The sequence below is a fragment of the Bifidobacterium castoris genome (assembly GCF_003952025.1).
GTDB classification, from domain to species: Bacteria; Actinomycetota; Actinomycetes; order Actinomycetales; family Bifidobacteriaceae; genus Bifidobacterium; species Bifidobacterium castoris.
Window position 1 is genome coordinate 37,031 of record NZ_QXGI01000006.1, and the last position, 21,185, is coordinate 58,215.

Below are 21,185 nucleotides of genomic sequence, written 5' to 3' on the forward strand. Positions count from 1 at the left end.
CGTCAATATTCGATGACGCCCGCCGGTGTGCGCATCCAGACGGTCGAATCCTTGCCTTTGACGCGCCACTTGGCGAGCATCGTGCACCAGAGCACGACGCCGACGCCCATGTATCCAGCGAAGCCTACCCAGGTCTGCACGCCGATGCCGATGCAGCAGAACACGGCGACGGTCAGCGAGATGATCAGCGAGGCGATCTTCATCGCCATGCCGCCCGGAGCGTGGTACGGGCGTTCCCATTCGGGATGGCGCACGTCGAGGAGGATTGCCGAGATGCTGCTCATCGCGTAGCAGATCGCGCAGGCGAAGGCCATCAGATCGAAGAACGCGGTGATCGACTGCATCGCGAGGAATCCGATGCTGATCGCGAGGATGAGCAGGTTCGGGATGATCGGCTGGCCGTAGCGGTTGCATTTGGCGAAGGCCTTCGGCAGGAAGTTCTGCCGGCCCATCGCGAAGAGCATGCGCACGGCCGAATACCAGAAGCCGAGCACCGACGTTCCGATCGGGAAGACGACGCCGAAGACGCCGAGGGCGATGACGAACCAGCTCATCCAGCCGGCGCCGGGGAACACGAGCTTGAGCGTCTCGAAGGTGACGAAGGGCGCACTGTCGAAAGCGTAGGCGTTCCAGTCGATGCAGCCGGCTTCGGCGAGGTAGAAGATCGCGTAGATGATGCCGCAGGTGAGCACGGAGCCGAGGATCGCCTTCTTCTGGTCCTTGATCGGGAACGTGCCTTCCTCGACCATCGCCGGCACCGTCTCAAAGCCGAAGTACGGCGTGATCAGGAACGCGCATCCGATGATCCAGCCCAGGCCGATGCCGTAGTCGCCGGCGTTCGCGTTGGCGAAGAACGACGAGAAGTTGGACAGGCTCCAATGGCCGGAGAAGAAGAACAGGCCGGCGGTGATGAGCAGGCCGCCGATCGCGATGAACAGCATCGTCGTCTGCAGGCCGCCGGCGACGATGTTCTTGCACAGGCTCACGAGGCACCACAGGCACAGCAGCACGGCGCCGACGATGACCGCGTACGATCCGTTCAACCCGTAATCGAGGAACTGGTAGTTGAGCCATTCGAGGATGCCGAGCACGCCAGCGGCCGGCACGGCGAGCCATGCGCACATGATGAGCCACGCGGACCAGAACCCCGCATGCTTGTTCATGCCGACCGTGTTGAACACGAGGCACGAGCCGGTGCTCGGCAGCATCGTCGACAGCTCCGCATAGACGAAGCCAATCGGCAGCACCATCGCCGTCATCAGCAGGAATCCGAGCCAGGTGCCGGGGCCGCAGTAGGACAGGAAGATGCCGTCCCAGTAACAGACGAAGGTGAAGATCGCGCCGGTGGCCAGCGTGTAGACGAACAGCAGCCGAAGGCTCCTCTTCAACCCTCCGCCGGCCTGTTCGCCGGCGTCGGCGGTTGCGGATTGCCTCGTCTCGATCGAAGTGGATTTCGTGGTGGCAGACATGGCCTGCTCCTCTCTGCTTTTATCCCATGGATGATTCCTGGAGGTGGTCGATGGACGGATATGGGTGAAAACGGGATGGATTGGTCGGGACTCTCGGATGGGCGGAGGGCGGCGTCTCAGCCGAAGAGCCGCAGATAGCGGTGGGCGAGCTCGGTGGTGCCGTCGATGTAGCCGTCGGCGAGCTCCCTGACCGGGTCGGAGTCGAGATGGGATCCGATCCAGGCCATGAGCTGCAGACGGCGCATCATGATGAACGTGTCGATCTCCATGAAGTCGGTATCGGTGAACGGCATGACGGTGCGGTATCCGTCGAGCCACGCGTTGACGAGGTCGGGGACGATCGGCTTCGTCTCGATGAACGACAGCGCGCTCGCCAGATCGTGCAGATACCAGCCGAAGCCGCAGTCGTCGAAATCGATCACCTTGATCTGCTCGCCCTCGACGAGCAGGTTGGCGACGCGCAGGTCCGCATGGATCAGGCCGTAGTTGTGCTCGTTGCGTCCGTAACGTTCGAGCCGGCGTCGGATCACCTCGCAGCAGCGTGAGAACTGGTCGACGTCCGCCGCCGTCAGCCCCGGCATCGCACGCCAGTCGCCCCAGATCGCGTCGTCGCCGAGGATCGTCTCATAGGTCCAGTGCCAGCGCGTCAGCTGACGCGCGCCGTTCCAGATCTCGGTCTGCCGGTGCAGGTACGCCGTCGTCTCGCCGAGCGCGCGGAACTGGCGGATCGCAGCCGTCTCGTTGTCCTCGTCCGGCGCTTGGCCGGTCAGGAACTCGTACATGACGCAGCAGTAGTCGTCGCCGTCGCCGGCGTGGACGATCTGGATGTCCGAGCCGTCGGCGGCGCGCAGCGGATTGGCCACGACGAGCGGCGTGTAGTCGTTGATCTGGCGCAGCCACGCCATCTCGCTGCGGTACTCCTCGAGCGTGTGGTAGCCGGGACGCCCCACGCGCAGGATGCCTTCGGGCGTGCCGTGCGCGTCCTCGACGAGGTAGGTGGCGTTCTCCGACAGCTGCAGCAGACGCGCATGCGCGTTCGCGCTCAGTGGATAGGCGCGGATGGCCTTGTCGGCGACGTCATTGAAGATCGCGGTGTTCTCGAATACGGACATGGGTCCTCCTTTCCGAATGTTGGTTGCGGGGGCGGCGGCTTGCGCGGGCCGTCACCGTCCCATCGAAGTGGTCTCGGGAAGCGTGGAGCCGCCGTCGATGACCACCTGCGTGCCGGTGATGTAGCTCGCCTCGTCGCTCGCGAGGAACGCGCACAGCTCGCCGCACTCCTGCGGCGTGCCAAGGCGGCCGAGCGGCACGGCGGACGCGATCGCGTCGATCGCGCGCCCGGGGTCGTCCGGATCGGACTGCGCGGCCATGCCCTCGACGAGCGGCGTGCGGATGTAGCCGGGGCAGATGCAGTTGACGCGGATCCGCTGCTCGGCGAATTCGCGCGCGAGCGCCTTCGTCAGTCCCACAAGCGCGGCCTTCGTCATCGCGTAGGCCGCTTCGCCGGGGTCGGCGACGAGGTCGCCGGTGACAGACGACGTGATGACGACGGCGCCGCCGCCGGCGTCGATGATCGCCGGAATGGCTGCCTTGCACATGTTCCATACGCCGTTGATGTTGACGTCGATGTGCGCGTCGCGCCACGCGTCGTCGGCGTCGAGGAAGCCGCCGAGCCTGCAGATGCCGGCGTTGCAGTCGAGGACGTCGACTTGGCCGTAGGCGTCGATCGCCGTGCGTACGAGGCGCGCGCAATCCTGCGGATCGGTCACGTCGCATCGCACGCCGGTCGCCTCGTATCCGGCGTCGCGCAGCGCGTCGGCGAGCGCGAGCACGTCGTCGCCGCGCGCGGCGACGACGACCTTCGCGCCCTGTTGCGCGAAGACCTGCGCGATACCCGATCCGATGCCTTTCGACGCGCCGGTGACGATGGCGGTCTTACCGTCCAGTTTTCCCATGATGCCCTCCTGTGTGTCGTGTCTCGTGTGATGTGTGGCGCGCGTCGGCGTATCAGATGCCGATCGCGGCGAGCGAATCCTGCAACGCCGTCATGTAGCGGTCGACGTCGGCGGCGCTGAAGACGAGCGGCGTGCGGATCTTGAGGATGTTGCCGTACGATCCGCAGTTCGACGTGAGCACATGGCGGCGGCGCATCTGCTCGATGAGCTCGAGCGTCTCGACGCTCAGCGGGTCGCCGGTGGCGGGGTCGTCGAACTCGACGCCGATGTACAGGCCGGCGCCGCGCACGTCGGCGATCGCCGGATGATCGACGGCGAGACCTTCAAGCTGGGAGACGAACATCGAGCCGATGCGGCTCGCGTTGCCCGTCAGATCCTCGTCGTCCATCACCTCGAGCGTCGCCTTGGCCGCGGCCATCGCGACCGGGTTGCCGGCGAAGGTGTTGAAATACGGGATCTTCGCGGTGAAGACGTCGAGGATCTCGTGACGCGCCGCCGTGGCCGAGCAGGCGATGCCGTTCGCCATCGGTTTGCCCATCGTCACGATGTCCGGGACGAAGCCGTGGCGGGCGAATCCCCAGAAGGCCTCGCCGGTGCGGCAGAAGCCGGGCTGCACCTCGTCGGCGATGATCAGGCCGCCTTCCTCGTGCACGGCGTCGGCGACCTTGTTGAGCCATCCTGCCTTGCCGGGGAAGATGCCGTCGGAGGAGAAGATCGAATCGACGAGCAGCCCGGCGAAACCGATGCCGTCGGCGCGCATCGCGGCGATGCGCTCCCTGAGCCTCGCGACGATGAAGTCGCCGATTGCCTCGTCGCCGTGGATGTGCGTGTCCGGCGTCGGCAGCAGACCGCAGGATGGGGAGAGCTCCTGGCCCATGCCGATCGACGGGGAGAAGCCGGAGACGAGGTCGGTGTTGCCGTGGTACGCCTCACGCGTCACGATGATGCCCCGGGCTCCGGTGTAGTTGCGTGCGATGCGGATCGCGAGGTCGTTGGCCTCGGAGCCGGTGCACTGGTAGGTGATGCGGTCGATTTGCGCAGGAAGCTTCGCGAGCAGCGCCTCCGAATAGTCGAGGATCGTCTCGTGCAGATAGCGGGTGTGCGTGTTGAGCGTCGCCGCCTGCCGGCTGACCGCTTCGACGACATGCGGATGGCAGTGGCCCACCGAGACGACGTTGTTGTAGGCGTCCAGATAGTCGGTGCCGTGTTCGTCGAAGACATGGGAACCGGAGCCGCGCACGATTTCGATCGGGTCCCGGTAGAAGAGGCGGTAGCCGTTGCCGAGGGCGGCACGGCGCTCGACGAGCGAGCGCTTATGGGCGTCGAGCGCGTCCAGGTTCGCGCCGTCGAAGCGGTTCATGTCGAGGATCGTGGTTTTCGCGGCCATCGTGCCCTCCATTCGGTTCGGAAAACGTTGCCGGAAGGCCGCGGTCTCGGACGGTGCTTCGGTCCGCGGCGCGCCAACCGGCGGGTATGGAGGGCAAGCTAGGTTCGCCGTGTTACCTGCGCATGACGGTCTAATTTCCGGCGCCGTTTTCAGACCAAAAAACGGACCAAACACGGCTCCGCCGCGCCCGGGGACGCCGCGGATGGGGCGGAGTCGGACGCAGGCATGCATGGCGCGGTCCGATCGGGGGTTGTGCGGCTGCGCCGCGGGGCGGATGCTTCCGCGTTCACATCGGGCGCTCTGGCACCGCGGTGTAGAGCTCGGCGGGGAAGCGCGCCGACGTCTTCAGATGTCCGGCCTCGTCGAGCACGAGGCAATCGAAGATGGGGAAGGCCGCGGCGAGGCGGCCGGGATCCGTGACGAACAGCGCGGTCGCCAAGCCGTCGGCGAGCATCGTCGGATATGCGGCCCCGGCGGCCGGGACCCGCACCCATGTGGCGGCGACGTCGTCGGCGGGGGCGCCGGTGAGCGCGTTGAGCAGATGATGGACGCGGTTTCCCGCGGCGTCTCGCCAGTGGCGTTGGCTGGGCGCGCTCGCGCACAGGCTCGCGTCGGCGATATGCGCGACGCCGATCGCGAGGCGGACGTCATGGGGGTCTTCGAGGGCGATCGCCGCGGGGGGATTCGGTCCGCGGACGGTGATGTCGCCGCCGGCGTCGATGGCGAAGGCCGGCCCGTCGCCGGCGGCGGCCGCGAGCGACGCGGTCAGCGCGGCGGCGAGGAGATCGACGCACAGTCCTTTGCCGCAGGCGCCGAAATCCAGACGGACCGGGCCGTGCGTCACGAGCGTCGTCCCCTCGCGCTTGATGTCCCGCGTCCAGCTGGACCGCGCCGGGGCGCGCATGGCGTCGGAGGCCGCGCCATCCGCGATGCAGTCGAAGGAGGCGCTGTAGCCCAGACGTACCAGATCCTCGCCGATGCATGGGTCGACGCGGCCGCCGGTGGCATGTGCGAGCCCGTCATAGCATTCGAACATCGCCGCGGTCCAGTCGGGGAACGTGAACCGTCCGCCATATGGCGCATGCGCGATCTGCGAGACCAGAGAATCGGGGCGGAAGCGCGACAGTGCGCTCTCGACGCCCTCGATGATCGAAGCGAGACCCGCATGCACTGCGGGCGTGACCGCCGTGGCGGTGTGCACGAGGATGCCGCCGCCCAATGCGCCGGGGAACGCGGTGACGTGCGGGAGCGTTTCGTGCAAGTCGGCCATGGGGACAGCCTACCAAAGACCGCCGGCGGCGGAGTCCGGAATGTGAAACAGGATCATCCATATCTCAGCATATGGAAGGCCGGCGATGGTTCGCGCGCATGAAGGCATATGCCGAAATCGTTGGAACATCAAGGTTCTGATGTCTGCCGCACCGTCGATTCCATAGCGCAAGACCTGCGAAAAAACAAGACTGTTGCTCCATTTTTTCACAAGTTAGCCTGAGGTCAGTCCAGATATCCATTCCGCATGTGAGAGAGAACGATGCAGCAGACCGTGAAGACCGCATACGCCAGATGGGCGGCCGTGCTCGCCGGTGTGGCGCTGGCCGCGGTGGCGCTGTGTTCCGGCATCGTCTCCGCGACGCCCGCCGCCGCGAACGACGCGTCCGGGGCGGCGGCCATCGCCGAGGGCGCCTCCGACGCATCGGCCGCGCAGTCCGCCGCCGACTACGATTCCTGGAACGCGGTGGCCGAAGCCATCGTCGCGGAACTCGACGCCGGCCTCGAGGACTACGACGCCGGGAACCGATCCGGCGCCGCCTCGCACTTCTCGCGTGCGCTCAACACCGGCTACGTCGCATCGAACTTCGCGAAGGCGACGGCGGACCGGTTGGGGCAGGACGCCTACACCGCCCAGCTCAAGACGTTGCGGGAGCTGGGGACGCTGGCCTACCGGCCCGACGCCGCGGCGCAGATCGAGGTGCAGGCGCAGCGGATCGCCGAGGACGTCCGCACGTCGGCCGCGCGGCTGGACGCGGACGCCGCATTGCTGTCCCCGCGTGATTTCGCCGCCGCGCGCACGCAGAAGACGCAGGAGGAGCGCGAAGAGCTCGACGCGAACAAAGTGCATGTGAACGAAGGGCGCGGCGAACGCAGCTGGTCGCAGGTGGCGGCCGAGATGGCGACGATTCTCGACGAGGCGCAGCGTCTGGCCGCCGCCGGGGACGGAAAGGCCGGGGCGGCCAAGGTCAACGACGCCTACTACCAGTACTACGAGAAACTCGGCTTCGAGAAGAACGTGATGAACGCGATCGGCGGCTCACGCGTCTCGAAGGTCGAATCGACGTTCAAGGAGACGCGCAAGGCGATGATCGCCGGCCGCGACGCCGCCGGACTCGTCACGGAGCTGAAGACGATGCTCGTCGAGGACGGCACGGCGCTCGACGGGGGCGCGGGCGGTTCGAAGAACGCGATGACGGCGTTCGTGACGAGCGCGGGCGGCCAGTCCTTCCTCGTGCTGATCCGTGAAGGGCTCGAGGCGCTGCTCGTCGTGGCCGCCGTCATCGCCTATCTGCTGCGTGCGGGAATGCGTCGGTTCGTGCGCTGGGTGTACGCGGGCGCCGTGCTCGGACTGGTCGGCTCGGGCGCCGTGGCGATCGTGCTCATGCGTCTGTTCGGCGGTTCCGGTCCGCAGCAGGAGATCATGGAAGGCGTCTGCGCGCTCGTCGCCGCCGTGATGCTGGTCTGGAGCGGCAACTGGATGTTCTCGAAGCGTTCCGCGGACTCGTGGAACCGCTACATCCGCGAGAAGACCGAATCCGCGGTCGGTTCGGTCCGCACGGCGCCGTCCGTGGATTCCGCCGCCGGCAAGGCCGCGATGTCGCTCGCGATGCTGAGCTTCCTCGCCGTGTTCCGCGAAGGCGCCGAAACCGTGATCTTCTACGAATCGATCCATGCGATGACCCAGGACGGCCGCGGCATGTGGACCGGCGGCCTTGCGGCGGCGGCTGTGCTCGCCGTGCTGTTCGTCGTGATCAGGCTCACGTCGGTGCGTATCCCGGTCGGCCCGTTCTTCATCGTCACATCGGTGCTGATGAGCGCGCTCGCCGTGGTCTTCGCCGGCGGCGGCGTGCACTCGCTGATCGAAGGCGACCTCATCGCCGGCACCTACCTCGAGGGATTCCCCACGAACGACTGGCTCGGCGTCTATCCGTACGTGCAGACGCTCGTCGCGCAGGCCGTCGCCGCGATCATCGTGATCGGCATGTTCATGATCGGCGCCTTCACGCAGCGTGCGCATGACGGAGCGCGCAAGGCGGCCGCCACCCCCGACGCGGACGCCTCCGCGACCGTGGGGGCGCTACCGGAGGGCGCCGAATGAACCCGGCGTCCATCCATCAGGTTTTCCAACCCATCACCAATCATCAGAGAGAAAGAAACACAACCATGAAGAAGAACAAGCTCGCCGCGCTGCTCGCCGCCCTCGCCGCGCTCACGATGACGGCGTCCCTCTCGGCCTGCGGCGGCTCGGACGACGCCGCGAAGGCGGACTCGAACGCCGATGCCAACGCGACGACGTCGGTCGAGGAGGCCGCCGACAAGGAGGAGGACGGCGGCGCCGGCTTCGAGGAGATCCCAATCGGCGAGGACCAGGAGGTCGGCCCGCTCAACGTGGCCGCCGTGTACTTCCAGCCGATCGACATGGAACCTGCGGGCATGGGCCTGTCCGCCGCCGAATCGAACCTCCATCTGGAGGCGGACATCCATGCGCTCAAGGACAACAAGCTCGGCTACGGCGAAGGCGATTTCATCCCGAAGCTGACCGTCGACTACGTCATCCAGGACAAGAACGACCCGAACAACAAGCAGGAAGGCACGTTCATGGAGATGAACGCCTCCGACGGCCCGCACTACGGCGGCAACGTCAAGCTTGACAAGGACGGCGAGTACACGCTCACGTTCAAGATCCATTCCCCGGCGGAGAACGGCTGGATGCTGCACGTGGACAAGGAGACCGGCGTCGAGGGCCATTTCTGGACCGAACCGCTTGAGGCGACCTTCGACTGGGACTACACCGTCCACCAGTGGTGAGTTCCCCGGATTCGCGCGGAAACGGCAAACGCCGCATCCGCGGTCCGCATAGGTGACCCCAGGGCGCCCGCCGCGAGGAGGGCGTCCTCGACTCGTGAAAGGAGGGCGGCATGCTCGCGCAATACGTGCACGCGTTGCAGGGGCTGCTCGGTCCGTGCCTGCTCGCCGTCGGACTCGATGTGCTGCTCGGCTCGACGAACCGACCGTCCTGCCGCGCGCTGCGCATCGGCGACCGTTGGCGCCTCGCAGGCATCCTGTTCGGCGTCGCCGGCGCCATCGTCTTCGCAGCGCTGCGTGCAACGGCCGTGATCAACCGCCGGTCGAACGTCAACCTGCCCACGCTCATCTGCGCCGTGGCGCTCGATGTGGCCGTGCTCGCCGCCGCCCTGTGCGCGCAGCGGGCCGTGAAACGCGCCGACGTGCGGCCCGCCCCGGCGATCGCGGCCAACATCGTCGCCGCCGCCGCGCTCGCCGCGACGGTGTTCTACGCCACCCCCGACGTGATCCTGCAGCTGACGAACTTCGTGGAGCCCGGAGACTCCCCGTTCACCTCGGCGATGCTTGTGCGCCTCATCGGATTCCTGCTCGGCGTGGGCACCGCCATGGCGGTCGCCGCCATCATCCGCACGCTGCGTCAGACGGCCGTGCGCGCATCCTTCACCGTGGCCGTGGCGTTGCTGATCGTCGTGCAGCTCGTGCGGCACGGACTCGACCTTGTGGCGCTGTGCACGAACATGCGGCTGTTCGCGCTGCATGGCACGGCGTTCCGCATGTTCATCACGATGCGCAACCATGCGCTCGCGTTGGTGATCGCCCAGGCCGTCATCTTCGTGATCCCGATCGCGGCCTCCCTCGTCACCGGGCTGCGCAGACCCGTCGCGCCGGCGAACGCCGCGCTCGCGCGTGCCGCGAAGGCGACGCGCAGAAGGGCGTTCGTCGCATCGATCAGCGCGGCGCTCGCGATCGCGACCGCATGGCTTTCGCTTGCATGGGGCGACGCGAAGCTCAGCGAAGTGCCCGAGCTTTCGCCGCCCGAACAGTACGCGCTCGCGGACGGTCTGGCGAAGATCACCTTCGCGCAGGTGGCGGACGGCCATCTCCACCGTTTCGAATACAAGGCGCAGGACGGCACGATGATGCGGTTCATCATCATCAAGAAGAACGGCGGCGCCTACGGTGTGGGGCTCGACGCCTGCGAGACCTGCGGCGACGCCGGCTACTACGAGAAGGACGGCAAGATCATCTGCAAACGCTGCGATGTGGCGATCAACCTCGCCACGATCGGCTTCAAAGGCGGATGCAACCCGATTCCTGTCACCTACAAGGCCGGCAACGGCGTGATCGAAATCGAGACCGGCGAACTCGATTCGCTCAGCTCGCACTTCAGATAGACGACGGATGGATCAACGAAAGGAGCGCCGATGTTCTTCATGAAAACGGTGCTGCGCTCGGTGAGACGCCAATGGCGCCGCCGGCTGCTCATCGCGCTCACGGTGGCGCTGTCCGCGACCGTCTCGGTGGCGATGCTCGGCATCGTCTTCGACGTGCAGGACAAACTCAGCGCGGAGCTCGCCGCCTACGGCTCGAACATCACGGTGCGCGCGAAGTCGGACGCCGTCGTGACGGACCTCTACGAGACTGTGGACGACGGCGGGACGTCCGTCGACGCGCTGCTCGACGAAGCGGACGCGAAGAACGTCAAGACGATCTTCTGGGCGTACAACATCACGAATTTCGCGCCGAGGCTCGATACGAGCGGCAGCGTGCGCATGGAGGGCGCGACGGTGCAGACGGCGCCGGTCGTGGGAACGTGGTTCGCCAAGCGCATGCGGCTCGACACGGGGGAGACGACGGTGGCCGGCATGAGCGGCATGCGTTCATGGTGGAAGCTCGACGGCCGCTGGCCGAAGGACGGCACGGACGAGGCGATCGTCGGCGCCGGGCTCGCCAAGCGCCTCGGCATCGCGCATGACGGCGCCGCGCAGATCACGGTGACCCGCGACGGACACGACGTGCCGCTCACCGTCGTCGGCGTCTACACGGCGAAGGACGGCGACGACGACGCGATCTACACGTCGACCGTGAACGCGCAGGCGGTCGCGGACGCCCCGGGCAAGATCGGGCAGATCGAAGTCAAGGCGCTGACGACGCCGGAGAACGAGCTGGCGCGGCGCGCCTCGAAGAACCCGGCGATGCTCAGCCAGGAGGAATGGGAGACCTGGTACTGCACGGCCTACGCGTCGTCGATCGCCTACCAGCTCGAGGAGGCGATCCCCGGCTCCGTGGCGCGGCAGGTGCGCCAGGTGAGCGCGCTGCAGGGCGACGTCATGACGAAGACGCGCACGGTCATGATCGTCATGACGGCGTTGTGCCTCGTGGCGGCCGCGATCGCCGTGGCGAACCTCATGGCGGCGGCGATCGGCGAACGCTCCGGAGAGCTCGCATTGCTCAAGGCGGTGGGCGCGAACGACGGTGCGGTCGCCCGGCTGCTGCTCGCCGAAACGCTGCTCGTCGCCTTCGCCGGACTGCTTGTGGGCATCGGAGCCGGAATCGGCGTGGCGCAGCTCATCGGGCATCTGGTGTTCGGCGCCGGCATCACGGTGCGTCCTCTTGTACTGCTGCTGGTGTCCGTGCTCATCACCGCAAGCATCCTCGCGGCGTCCGTCGCGTCGATCCGTTCCGTCATCCGTCTCCAACCCGCGCAGGTGCTCCATGGCAGATAAAACCACCGTTCCAGCCGTCCGTCCCGTTCCGGCCGCGCGGGCGAAGAACCGCGTGATGTTCTGGAAGATGATCCTCCTCGCCGGTGTCCGCAGGCGCTCGCAGGCCCTGATGGCCGTGCTGTGCGCCACGATAGGGGCGGGGACGCTGCTGTGCCTCGCCACGATCTGCCTGGTCGTGCCCGCGCAGATGAACGAGGAGCTGCGCTCCTACGGCGCGAACCTGATCGTGACGGCGAACGGCGGCTTCGACGCCGAGACCGCCGATGAGGTTACCGACGCGGTGGAGGCCGTCGCGCCCGCGCAATCCGCCTCGTACCGCTACGAATCCGTGCGCATCAACTCCGCCCCGTACACGCTCGCCGGCATCGAGGCGCAGGATGTGCGCGCGATCAACCGGCACTGGAGCGTGGAAGGCGACTGGCCCGCGAACGGCAACGTGATGATGGGCCGCGACGTCGCCGAAGGCCTCGGCGTCAAGATCGGCTCCACCATTACGATCGGACTGCGCGACGAGCGGGCGGACGCCGCATTGCGCAACGGGCGGCGGTCCACCGACATCCTGAGTGACGACGGCACGCCGATGTGCGTGGGCGGCATCGTCGACACCGGAGGCGCGGAGGACTCGCTCGTCTACATGAGCGCCGGCGACATGGAGCGTCTCGCCGGCGCCCGCGGCGCCGACGTGCTCGAATTCGCCTCGCAGGGCGCACCGGATGAGCTTACCGCGCTCGCCGAAACGCTGCAGACCACAGGGGCGCGCGGCGCCGTGCGCTACCAGGCCCATCAGGTGACGCGCATGACGTCCTCGAACGCACGCATCATCACGATGCTGCGCACGCTGTTCGGCGTCGTCTCGATCGTGGCGCTCGCGCTCACGCTGGTGGGCGTCTCCACGACGATGTCCTCAATCGTCGCGCGCCGCCGCGCGGAGATCGGCCTGCGACGCGCGCTCGGCGCAACCTCCCGCTCCATCGCCGGCGAATTCCTCGTGGAATCCGCGGTGTACGGCGTCGTGGGTGGCGCCATCGGCTGCGCCGCCGGCTACGGCATCGCCTATGCGTTGTGCGCGCAGGTCTTCGACCGGCGCGTGGGTTTCAGCTGGTGGCTCGCCGCGCTGTGCGTGCTGGTGTCGGTCGCGCTCGCCGTCGTCGCCTCGATCGGGCCGGTCAGGCGCGCGACGCGCATCGACCCGGCGGTCGTGCTGCGTGAGGAGTGACGGATGCCGTTGGAAACACCAAAGAACTCGAAAGGAACCCGCATGCTGCTGGAACTCGACCATGTGAGCAAGATCTACGGGGATCTGCACGCCGTGGACGATCTCACGCTGACGGTGCCGCAGGGGCAGTGGCTCGCCATCGTGGGGTCGTCGGGATCGGGGAAGACGACGCTGATGAACATGATCGGATGCCTCGATACGCCATCGTGCGGTTCGGTGACGCTCGACGGCAACCGCGTGGACGAGCTGCGCGCTCGCGAACTCGCGGACGTACGCAAGAACCTCATCGGCCTGGTGTTCCAGAAATTCCATCTCGTGCCCCATCTGACGGCGTTGGAGAACGTGATGATCGCACAGTACTACCACTCGGTCGTGGACGAGCGGCAGGCGCGTGAGGCGCTTGCGCGCGTTGGTCTGGAAGCGCGCGCGAACCATCTTCCGGCGCAGCTTTCCGGCGGTGAACAGCAGCGTGTGTGCATCGCGCGTGCGCTCATCAACTGCCCGAAGCTCATCCTCGCCGACGAACCCACCGGCAATCTGGACGAGGCCAACGAACACGTCGTGCTCGATCTGCTGCGCGAACTGCATGCGCAGGGAACGACGATCATCGTCGTCACCCATGATGCGCTCGTGGCGAGCTGCGCGCAGCGGGAGATCATGCTCAACCACGGTGTGCTCGTGGGCGAGCAATGGCATGACGAGGACGCACGGGCGCGGTATGAGGCGGCGGGAGGCCGTCCGGCGTTCACCGGCGCCGCCGTCCGCGGTGCGCAGCATGAGGGCGACGCGCCGATCGCGTTCGCCGATCCGACGAAGGCGGCCAAGACGGGCGGCGCCGAGGATTGAACGCATCCACGCACCCGGCGTCCACAACCATCCAAGGAAAAGGAACGGCAATGAAAACCTCGAAGCAACTGATGGCGTTGACGGCACTGTCGGCGGCCGGTCTGATGATGCTGTCCGGATGCGGCGAACCCAGCGCGCGGCCGATGGACGACGAGTTCGCGGGCGATTCCGGGGAGACGATGTCCGATTCCGACGGCAAGTCGTGCTGCGACGACAAGGAGTCGGATGCGGATGACGGCGTCGCGGATCCGGCCGCCGCGTACGCGGACGGCGATTACGCGGCGATAGGGCAGTACGGCCCCGTCGGCGAGGACACGATAGACGTGTACATCGGCGTGCGCGACGGCCTCGTGCACGATGTGCGCGTCGTCGGGCATCCGTTCACGTCCATCTCGCGCGGGCACCAGGAGGCCTTCGCCAAGGAGGTGCCGGGAGTCGTCACCGGCAAACCGATCAAGGATCTGAAGGTCGACAAGATCGCCGGCGCCAGTTGGACGAGCGAGGCCTTCAACGCCGCTTTGGACGAGGTGCGGCGGCAGGCGGCGCAGCAGCACTGACTTGTAGCCGCATCCGGGGCCGCGGCGATCGGTGGGAGGCATGGGCGGGATGAGGGTCGTCGTGTCCGGTTCTGCTTCTGCCGCGTTCCGCGGCCGACATGGGCGCAACCATGCGTATAACAGCCCGACCTGAACGTTACGTGATTTTGCCGTGGTAGCGGAAACCCGCGTGATTACGGGCGAAACGCGCCCTGATCCCGTACTGTGGAGGATAGTTCAAGGTTTTTCGGACTTTGGAAAGAATCAAAAGGAAGCACAATATGTATTGGATTTGGACGCTCATCGTCGGAGCGATCATCGGCGCCATCGCTGGCGCGATCACCAACCGCAGCGGATCGATGGGTTGGATCGCCAACATCATCGCCGGTCTTGTGGGATCGTCGCTCGGTCAGGCGATCTTCGGCAGCTGGGGACCGCAGCTCGGCGGCATGGCGATCTTCCCATCGCTCATCGGCGCGGTCATCGTGGTGCTGGTCACCTCGTTCATCGTGATGCGGATCACCGCCAAGAGCTGACGGTCCGCGCTTCGGCGCTGATCGCCCATAACCGGGGCCTTGCACGCGGTCTTCATGACTTGCGTGCAAGGCCCCGGTTTGTTTATCGTATCTGCCCGTATTGGACCGTACTGTGGTCTGATCCGCAAGGCTACCGTTGCCGGCGTCCGGCGCACCAGACGTGCCGGACCGCCCAGTCGGCGGGGCCGAGCAGCAGCACGTCGGCCGCATAGCCGCGGCATACCAGGCCGAGCGGTGCGTCGGTGACGGCGTTCGGACGGTCGAAGCCGAAGACCTGCGCCGGGATGAGCGTCGCCGCGGCGACGGCATCGGCCGGCGCCATGCCCAGGTCGAGCACCGCACGTCGCACTGCGCCCTCAAGCAGCAGCGTCGATCCGGCGATCGCGCCGTTCGAGACGAGACGGGCGTGGCCGCCGACGACCCGCACATCCAGTCCGCCGAGCTTGTAGGGGCCGTCCGGGCAGTCGGTCGCCGCCATCGCGTCGGTGACGAAGACGGTGCGGCGCGGTGCGAAGCCGAGCGCCATGCGCAGCACAGGGTCCTGCACATGGAAGCCGTCGTCGATCAGTTCGATTGCGACGCGCGGATCCTCGACGGCCGCCGGGATCGGCCCGGGCTTGCGATGGTGCAGCGACGGCATCGCGTTGAACAGATGCGTCATCAGCCGCGCACCGGCGTCGAAGGCGCGCACGGCCGTCATGTAGTCGGCGTCGGTGTGGCCGACGGCCGCGACGACGCCGGCGTCCGCGAACATGCCGATCGCCCGCATCGCGTGCGGCAGCTCCGGCGCGATCGTGATCTGCCGCAGGCAGCCGTCGGCGGCGTCGAGCAACGTCTCGACATGCTCCGGCGTCGGGTCGCACAGGCACGCGGGATCATGCGCGCCTTTGTGCAGCGGAGATAGGAACGGGCCTTCCAGATGCGCGCCGAGGATGTCGGGCCGCTCGCGCATCGCGTCGCGCACATTGCGCAGGTTCGCGGTCAGGACGTCGAAGGGATTCGTGATGAGGCTGCAGACCTGCCGCGTCGTGCCGTGCATCATATGCCCGGCACGCGCGACGCGGATGCCGTCGGCGCCGTCGTCGAAGGACATGCCCCACGCGCCGTGCGCATGGATGTCCACGTATCCCGGCGTCAGCAGCATGCCGTGCGCGTCGTGCGTGTGTTCGTCGTCGATGCCGTGCCGCGCGGCGGCGGACTTGAAATCCGCGGCCGTCACGCCCGCGTCGACGATGACGCCGTCCGAGCAGATGATCCAGCTGTCGGGGAGGATGCCGCGTGCATCGACGCGCGTCGCGTTGACGATGCCGAAGGCCTCGGGCGGCAGGGCGAAGGAACGTGCGATGCGTTCGGCGGCCGCGGCGCGTTCATGCGGCACCGTCGGGATGCCGGGAAGTTCGGATGCGCTGTCCTGATGCATGATCGTCATCTCCGTGTTCTGCACGGTCCGCTGGCGGGCGCGCGCCCTCAGATGCCCTGCCATGCCGGCTTGTGCGCGTAAGCGTAGCGGTAGTAGTCCTTGTTGCGCAGTCGCGCCGCCGCCTGTTCGTCGACGATGACGGTCGCGTGCGGATGCAGTTGCAGCGCGCTCGCCGGGCAGAACGACGAGACGCCGCCCTCGACCGTCTCGGCGATCGCCTCGGCTTTGCCGTCGCCGAACGCGAGCAGCACGAGATGGCGTGCCTTCATGATCGTGCCGATGCCCTGCGTGATGCAGTGCGTCGGCACCTGATCGATGTCGCCGTCGAAGAAGCGCGCGTTGTCGATGCGCGTCTGTTCGGTGAGCGTCTTGATGCGTGTGCCCGAGGCGAGCGACGAACCCGGCTCGTTGAATCCGATGTGGCCGTCGGTGCCGATGCCGAGGATCTGAACGTCGATGCCGCCGGCCGCCTCGATGGCTGCGTCGTATGCCTTGCCGGCATGTTCGATCGTCGCGAGGTCGCCGTTCGGCACGTGGACGAGCTGCGGGTCGAGGCCGAGCGGTTCGACGACGGTGCGTTCGATGACGCTGTGATACGACTCCGGATGCTTCGGGTCGAGGCCCGCGTATTCGTCGAGCGAGAAGCCGCGCACCCGCGAGACGTCGAGACCGCGCTCCGTGATCGTCCTCGCAAGCTCCTGATAGGCGGCGAGCGGGCTCGAGCCGGTCGCAAGGCCGAGCACGCAGTCCGGCTTGCGTTCGATGAGATCGGCCACGCACTTGGCGTAGATGGCGCCAGCCTCCCGTTCGGATTCGGCGATGATGACTTCCGTCATGATGATGCTCCTTTGCTTGATCGGTGCTGTTTGTTGTGTTCATTGGATGGATGGTCGCGTCAACGCCGGGCAGAGGGAATCCGCAGAGCGATGGCAACGGATGTGCATGACGGCGGCCATGTCACCGTCATCGGGATATCGTGAAGCGCGGCACGACTGGCGCGTGCGTGTTAGGCTCCAGTCGGTAGGGATTGGGCGGTGAGGGCTGCCCCTATTGCGCCCACCGGCAGTTTGGTCGGCGCCAGACGCAGACGCGCCGGCAGATTGAGGGCGTGGATGAATCCGCTGTCTTTGCCTCGGCGGCGCAGCTCCGCCCGGATTGCATCGAGCAGCGCCGTGCCGGTCTGGGCCATGCCACCGCCGATGATGATGACGTTCGGGTCGACGGTCAGGGCAAGCACGTCGATCGTATCGGCAATCGCGGCGATGATGGTGTCGCGGGTCTCGACAGCCTGCCGATGACGTGGGTGTGCGTCGTTGGCAGCTACGGCGAGGATGTCCGGCATCGGAGGATCCGCATACGGCCATAGGCGTTTCGCCGCGCCGCCGCTGCCGGCGGTTTCGAGACAGCCGTGTTGTCCGCATGCGCAGCGCCAATGATGGGGCTCGACCGGGATATGTCCGATTTCTCCGACCGTATTGCTCGAACCATGGTCAAGTCTGCCGTTGCGGATGATGCCGGCTGCAAGACCCGTGCCGAGGTTGAGGAACGCGATGGTCTGTCCGCCCGCGGTGCCGTCCTCGACGAGACGTGCCGCGCCGACCGCAGCTGCGTTGACGTCGTTCTCGACGATTGTCGGCAGCTGGAAGTGTTCGCGCACGGCGCTTGCAAGAGGCACGTAGTCGATAGACAGATTAGCGATATCGCGCACATCACCGGTTGAGCCGTCCACGGTGCCCGGCGTGCCGACGCCTATGGCGGAGACGTCGCCAGCGTCGGCGGGAAGCTGTGCCATGAGTTCGTCAATAATGGAGATGATGTCGGTGACGAGCGCGTCAGCTCCGCATCGTGCCGGGCGGTTGGACTGTGCGAGGATATGCACGTCGCCGAATCCCGAGGGGCGAGGTACTTCAATCGCGATGCCGGCGATCTTCGTGCCTCCCACGTCGATGCCGATAAGCAACGGTGTGGTGTTTGAGGAACCTGCCATGACAACTCCTTTGTTGTAGATGATGGGAGTGAGTCTCTTCCTCACTCGTCATGTGCGGTATGCATATGGGTGGATAGTTGGCGGATGTGCGGTACGATGCGTCGCAATACACTGATGGCCTGACCGCGCAGGGATGCGTTCGGCCCCACCTGACAGCGATGCAGCAACGGGATCGTCATATACTGGGTGTTCAGTGCGGCACTCAGCTCGCCGCTCATCGCATGGATGAAGGTTTCGCCGCCGATGTCGGCCGGGGCGTCAATCGTCACGTCGTGCAGGTTGAGCAGTCCGAGCGGCATCGCCATGACACGGCCGAGCAGCTGTCCGGCGCCGGTGAGGATCTCGGTGCGGTTCGCGGGGTCGCTGGCGATCTGCGCATACAGATTATTCGTCGACAGGTATGCTTCGAGGCAGCCGCGCTTGCCGCACGCGCAGCCCGGGCCCTCCGGATCGACAACGACGTGGCCGATTTCGCCGGCCATGCAGGCCGACCCATCCACGATCTCACCGTTGAGGCACAGGCTCGCGCCCACGCCGGCGCCGATGCGGATGAGCATGGAATCGGCGCCGCCCTCACCGAAGAACCGTTCCGCGACAAGGGCCGCATTCGTCGCGTTGCCGATGAGCACCGGCAGATCAAGTATGTCACGCAGCTCGTCATGCAGCGGCACATCCTTCCATCCGAGCTGCACGGCATCGACGACGGTGCCCTCATGGTTGACGACTCCGGGGACGGCGACGCCCAACCCGAGAATCGGCTGCGAGGATGCGGCCATCAGTTTCTGCGCGAGCTCGGCGATCAGCGTAATCGAGATGCTGACGCGGTCCTCAATCGGGACTTCCATCCGCTCGATGATGCGGCCGCCAAGATCGACAAGCGCGCCTTGGAGCAGATACGGCTGAGAGAGATCAATCGTGATGATACGCCAGAAGGCGGTGTCGATTGCGAGCATGACCGAACGCTTGCCGCGGCCGGCGCGCGTGTCCTCTCCGACTTCGCGGATGATGTGGTTGTCAAGCATCTCGCCGGTCACCTCGGTGGTGGCCATGCGGGACAGGCCGAGCGTGCGGCCGAGTTCGCTGCGCGAGACGGTAGCGGCGGGGAACAGCAGATTGAAGACGGCCATAATGTTGCGCGCACGGATATCGGACGGCACGGTTTTCGTGTTCATGTTCGTCGGAATGCGTTCAAAAGATGGGCCGATCATCGCTGCTCCTTATCCTCAAAATAGTGCGATACGTACAAAGGTTCTACCAGCGCCAATGGGCGATAATGCCTAGATTAACAATATATGAGTATTATGTCAACCAAGTATACATAATTAAGCTATCGTGAAAGCTGATGTAGGGATTGACTTCTGGGCGCTATGCGCTATGCACTATGTACTACGAATGCGTTTATTGTCACGACACCTTCGAAGTGTTGTCGCCTCTCAGTGCCATTCGGTCGCCCGGGTGTTGCCGCCCTCGTCCTCGGCAGGAATGGAAGAAAAACCGATGTAGACGTTGCCGGAGTATTCAACCTGCGAGCCATGGGGGTGCCAGTCGGTGCATCGTGGCGCCGACCCGGCGTGGACGAAAGTGTTGCCTTCGATGATGGCAACGCCGTCTGCGCGGTCGAGGCGCAGCGGATCGGCGCCGTCGGCGATGATGAAGACGTTGCCGGTGACCGCCGCGTCCGGATTGCGTGGGATGTCGATGGCGCCCATCAGGTCGCGGTCGGAGACGTTGCAGTAGAACAGCGAGTTGACGGCCTTCTCGTTGCAGAACATGATGCATCCGCCTGAATTGTTGCGTGAGTAGTTGTATCGGTACTCGGTGCCGTCGCCGAAGTCGGCGTCCCAGGCCTGGCCGTCGCCGTTGCCGTGGTCCGCGTTGAGTGTGTCATAGGCTTCGTTGTATTCGAAGAGGGCGTTCTTGCATCGCCATGGCCAGATCGCGGCGGCGACGCGATCGTTCGTCGTCGCTGTGTAGACGTCGTCGCGGATGTCGACGGCTGCCTCGCGCGAGACGTTGCGCCGTATGAGCGGACGGTCGCAGTACATGACGGTGATCGCGTCACCGCCGGCGCGTTCGACGACGTTGCCTTCGACGATGACGTTCGTCGCGCCGTATCGGCGTATCGTCGCGTCGTCGATCGTGCCGTCGCCGTAGTCGAAGGTATTGTCCCAGTCGCCGGCGGCGTCGCGGCCGCCATGGTCGATGAGATTGAGGTAGGCGGTGTAGCCGACGGCGATGCCCCAACGGCTCGTGTCGCGCACGACGTTGTCGGCGATGCGCAGGTCGTCGAAGCGCGCGATGTTCGTCTCGATCGTCGAGGCGTCCTCGGGGAAGTGCGCGATGACCTGGATGCCGCCATTGGCCATGTGTTTGTCGTAGATGTTGCCGTTCACGTCGTGGATGTACAGCCGCTCCAGCCTGATGCCGCGCGACGTGCCGCCGTTTTCGGCGATGACGGCGACGCCGGTGCGATCCATCACTTCGAGGTCGTTGAAGGCATGGCCGTCGGAGTCGTCGATGCGTCGGTTGGTGATCTCGAGGTCGCGCATGTGGACGTATGAGCAGTCGCGCAGCAGCACGGCCGTGGAGACTTCGCCGCGGTTGCGGTGCGGCATGCCGCCGATAGGCGCGCGATAGTCCTCGAACCAACGTCCGCTGCCGTCGCAGGCGATGAGCGGCAGGGACGCAGCTTCGTCGCCATAGCAGCCGATCGTCACTGGGGCGTCGGCGGTGCCGATGACGTCGTGCAGATGCAACGATTCACCTGTGAAATGCGCACCGCGTTCGAGCAGCAGTGCGTCGCCGGGTTGGAAGGCGATCGTTTTGGCTCTTGAGAGCGTGCGCCAGGCGGTCATGGGCGTCTGGCCGTCGCGCTCGTCGTCGCCTTGGGCGGAGGAGATGAAGTAATCGGTCATAGTGATGCCGCCTTTCGTTGCCGGGAGTTCGCTGCGCGCTGCCGTCGGTGCGCGTTAGATCAGTAAAAGGTCGCTATCCACTCTACACCATTTGGATATGGGGTTGACAATTTCA

Annotated in this window: 18 protein-coding genes; 8 read left to right on the top strand and 10 right to left on the bottom strand. The window is 66.1% G+C overall.

Translation table 11 applies throughout. From position 1 onward, the window contains the following. Nucleotides 1-2 precede the first annotated feature (2 nt). The 5 genes from D2E22_RS07425 to D2E22_RS07445 all read right to left on the bottom strand — a co-directional run bounded on the left by D2E22_RS07425 (nt 3) and on the right by D2E22_RS07445 (nt 6,081). Nucleotides 3-1,469, bottom strand: a complete 1,467-nt coding sequence (locus D2E22_RS07425) for an APC family permease (RefSeq protein WP_126032469.1) — start codon at nt 1,467-1,469, stop codon at nt 3-5. Between the two features lie 116 nt (nt 1,470-1,585). Then, nucleotides 1,586-2,581, bottom strand: a complete 996-nt coding sequence (locus tag D2E22_RS07430) for a phosphotransferase enzyme family protein (RefSeq protein ID WP_126032470.1) — start codon at nt 2,579-2,581, stop codon at nt 1,586-1,588. A 51-nt stretch (nt 2,582-2,632) separates the two neighbouring features. Next, nucleotides 2,633-3,424 carry an SDR family oxidoreductase UcpA gene (gene ucpA / locus D2E22_RS07435; RefSeq protein WP_126032471.1) on the bottom strand — a complete coding sequence of 264 codons (792 nt, stop codon included), beginning with the start codon at nt 3,422-3,424 and terminating at the stop codon, nt 2,633-2,635. Nucleotides 3,425-3,476: 52 nt separating this feature from the next. Next, nucleotides 3,477-4,811: an aspartate aminotransferase family protein gene (locus D2E22_RS07440; protein ID WP_126032472.1), complete on the bottom strand. Its 1,335-nt coding sequence runs from the start codon at nt 4,809-4,811 to the stop codon at nt 3,477-3,479. Nucleotides 4,812-5,097: 286 nt separating this feature from the next. Then, the gene (locus tag D2E22_RS07445) at nt 5,098-6,081 is read right to left on the bottom strand and encodes an FAD:protein FMN transferase (protein WP_126032473.1); all 984 of its coding nucleotides are present in this window, start codon (nt 6,079-6,081) and stop codon (nt 5,098-5,100) included. Between the two features lie 261 nt (nt 6,082-6,342). Between D2E22_RS07445 and D2E22_RS07450 the strand changes: the two genes are divergently transcribed. From D2E22_RS07450 to D2E22_RS07485, 8 genes are all read left to right on the top strand, one after another. Further along, on the top strand, nt 6,343-8,181 hold the full coding sequence (locus D2E22_RS07450) for an FTR1 family iron permease (protein ID WP_126032474.1): 1,839 nt from the start codon (nt 6,343-6,345) through the stop codon (nt 8,179-8,181). Nucleotides 8,182-8,246: 65 nt separating this feature from the next. Continuing rightward, on the top strand, nt 8,247-8,891 hold the full coding sequence (locus tag D2E22_RS07455) for an iron transporter (RefSeq protein WP_126032475.1): 645 nt from the start codon (nt 8,247-8,249) through the stop codon (nt 8,889-8,891). A gap of 110 nt (nt 8,892-9,001) precedes the next feature. Further along, nucleotides 9,002-10,282: a DUF2318 domain-containing protein gene (locus tag D2E22_RS07460; RefSeq protein WP_126032476.1), complete on the top strand. Its 1,281-nt coding sequence runs from the start codon at nt 9,002-9,004 to the stop codon at nt 10,280-10,282. Between the two features lie 30 nt (nt 10,283-10,312). After that, nucleotides 10,313-11,614 carry an ABC transporter permease gene (locus D2E22_RS07465; protein ID WP_126032477.1) on the top strand — a complete coding sequence of 434 codons (1,302 nt, stop codon included), beginning with the start codon at nt 10,313-10,315 and terminating at the stop codon, nt 11,612-11,614. Between the two features lie 55 nt (nt 11,615-11,669). Then, entirely contained in the window at nt 11,670-12,830 is a 1,161-nt protein-coding gene (locus D2E22_RS07470) for an ABC transporter permease (protein WP_164518467.1), read from the top strand. Between the two features lie 42 nt (nt 12,831-12,872). After that, nucleotides 12,873-13,676 (top strand): ABC transporter ATP-binding protein, encoded by an 804-nt coding sequence (locus tag D2E22_RS07475; RefSeq protein ID WP_126032479.1) that lies wholly within the window; start codon nt 12,873-12,875, stop codon nt 13,674-13,676. A 50-nt stretch (nt 13,677-13,726) separates the two neighbouring features. Next, the gene (locus D2E22_RS07480) at nt 13,727-14,233 is read left to right on the top strand and encodes an FMN-binding protein (RefSeq protein ID WP_126032480.1); all 507 of its coding nucleotides are present in this window, start codon (nt 13,727-13,729) and stop codon (nt 14,231-14,233) included. A gap of 260 nt (nt 14,234-14,493) precedes the next feature. After that, on the top strand, nt 14,494-14,748 hold the full coding sequence (locus D2E22_RS07485) for a GlsB/YeaQ/YmgE family stress response membrane protein (RefSeq protein WP_126032481.1): 255 nt from the start codon (nt 14,494-14,496) through the stop codon (nt 14,746-14,748). 130 nt (nt 14,749-14,878) lie between these two features. Here D2E22_RS07485 and D2E22_RS07490 read toward each other — a convergent pair whose 3' ends face one another. The 5 genes from D2E22_RS07490 to D2E22_RS07510 form a co-directional block, all read right to left on the bottom strand. Continuing rightward, the gene (locus D2E22_RS07490) at nt 14,879-16,231 is read right to left on the bottom strand and encodes an N-acetylglucosamine-6-phosphate deacetylase (RefSeq protein ID WP_241218310.1); all 1,353 of its coding nucleotides are present in this window, start codon (nt 16,229-16,231) and stop codon (nt 14,879-14,881) included. Next, nucleotides 16,216-17,004 (bottom strand): glucosamine-6-phosphate deaminase, encoded by a 789-nt coding sequence (gene nagB / locus D2E22_RS07495; protein WP_126032482.1) that lies wholly within the window; start codon nt 17,002-17,004, stop codon nt 16,216-16,218. Before nagB ends, D2E22_RS07490 begins: the two co-directional genes overlap by 16 nt. 170 nt (nt 17,005-17,174) lie before the next feature. After that, a complete protein-coding gene (locus D2E22_RS07500) occupies nt 17,175-18,155 on the bottom strand; it encodes an ROK family protein (RefSeq protein WP_126032524.1) in 981 nt (326 codons plus the stop codon). A gap of 41 nt (nt 18,156-18,196) precedes the next feature. Next, nucleotides 18,197-19,363, bottom strand: a complete 1,167-nt coding sequence (locus tag D2E22_RS07505; RefSeq protein ID WP_126032483.1) for an ROK family protein — start codon at nt 19,361-19,363, stop codon at nt 18,197-18,199. A 225-nt stretch (nt 19,364-19,588) separates the two neighbouring features. Continuing rightward, a complete protein-coding gene (locus D2E22_RS07510) occupies nt 19,589-21,070 on the bottom strand; it encodes a right-handed parallel beta-helix repeat-containing protein (protein ID WP_126032484.1) in 1,482 nt (493 codons plus the stop codon). Nucleotides 21,071-21,185 lie beyond the last annotated feature (115 nt).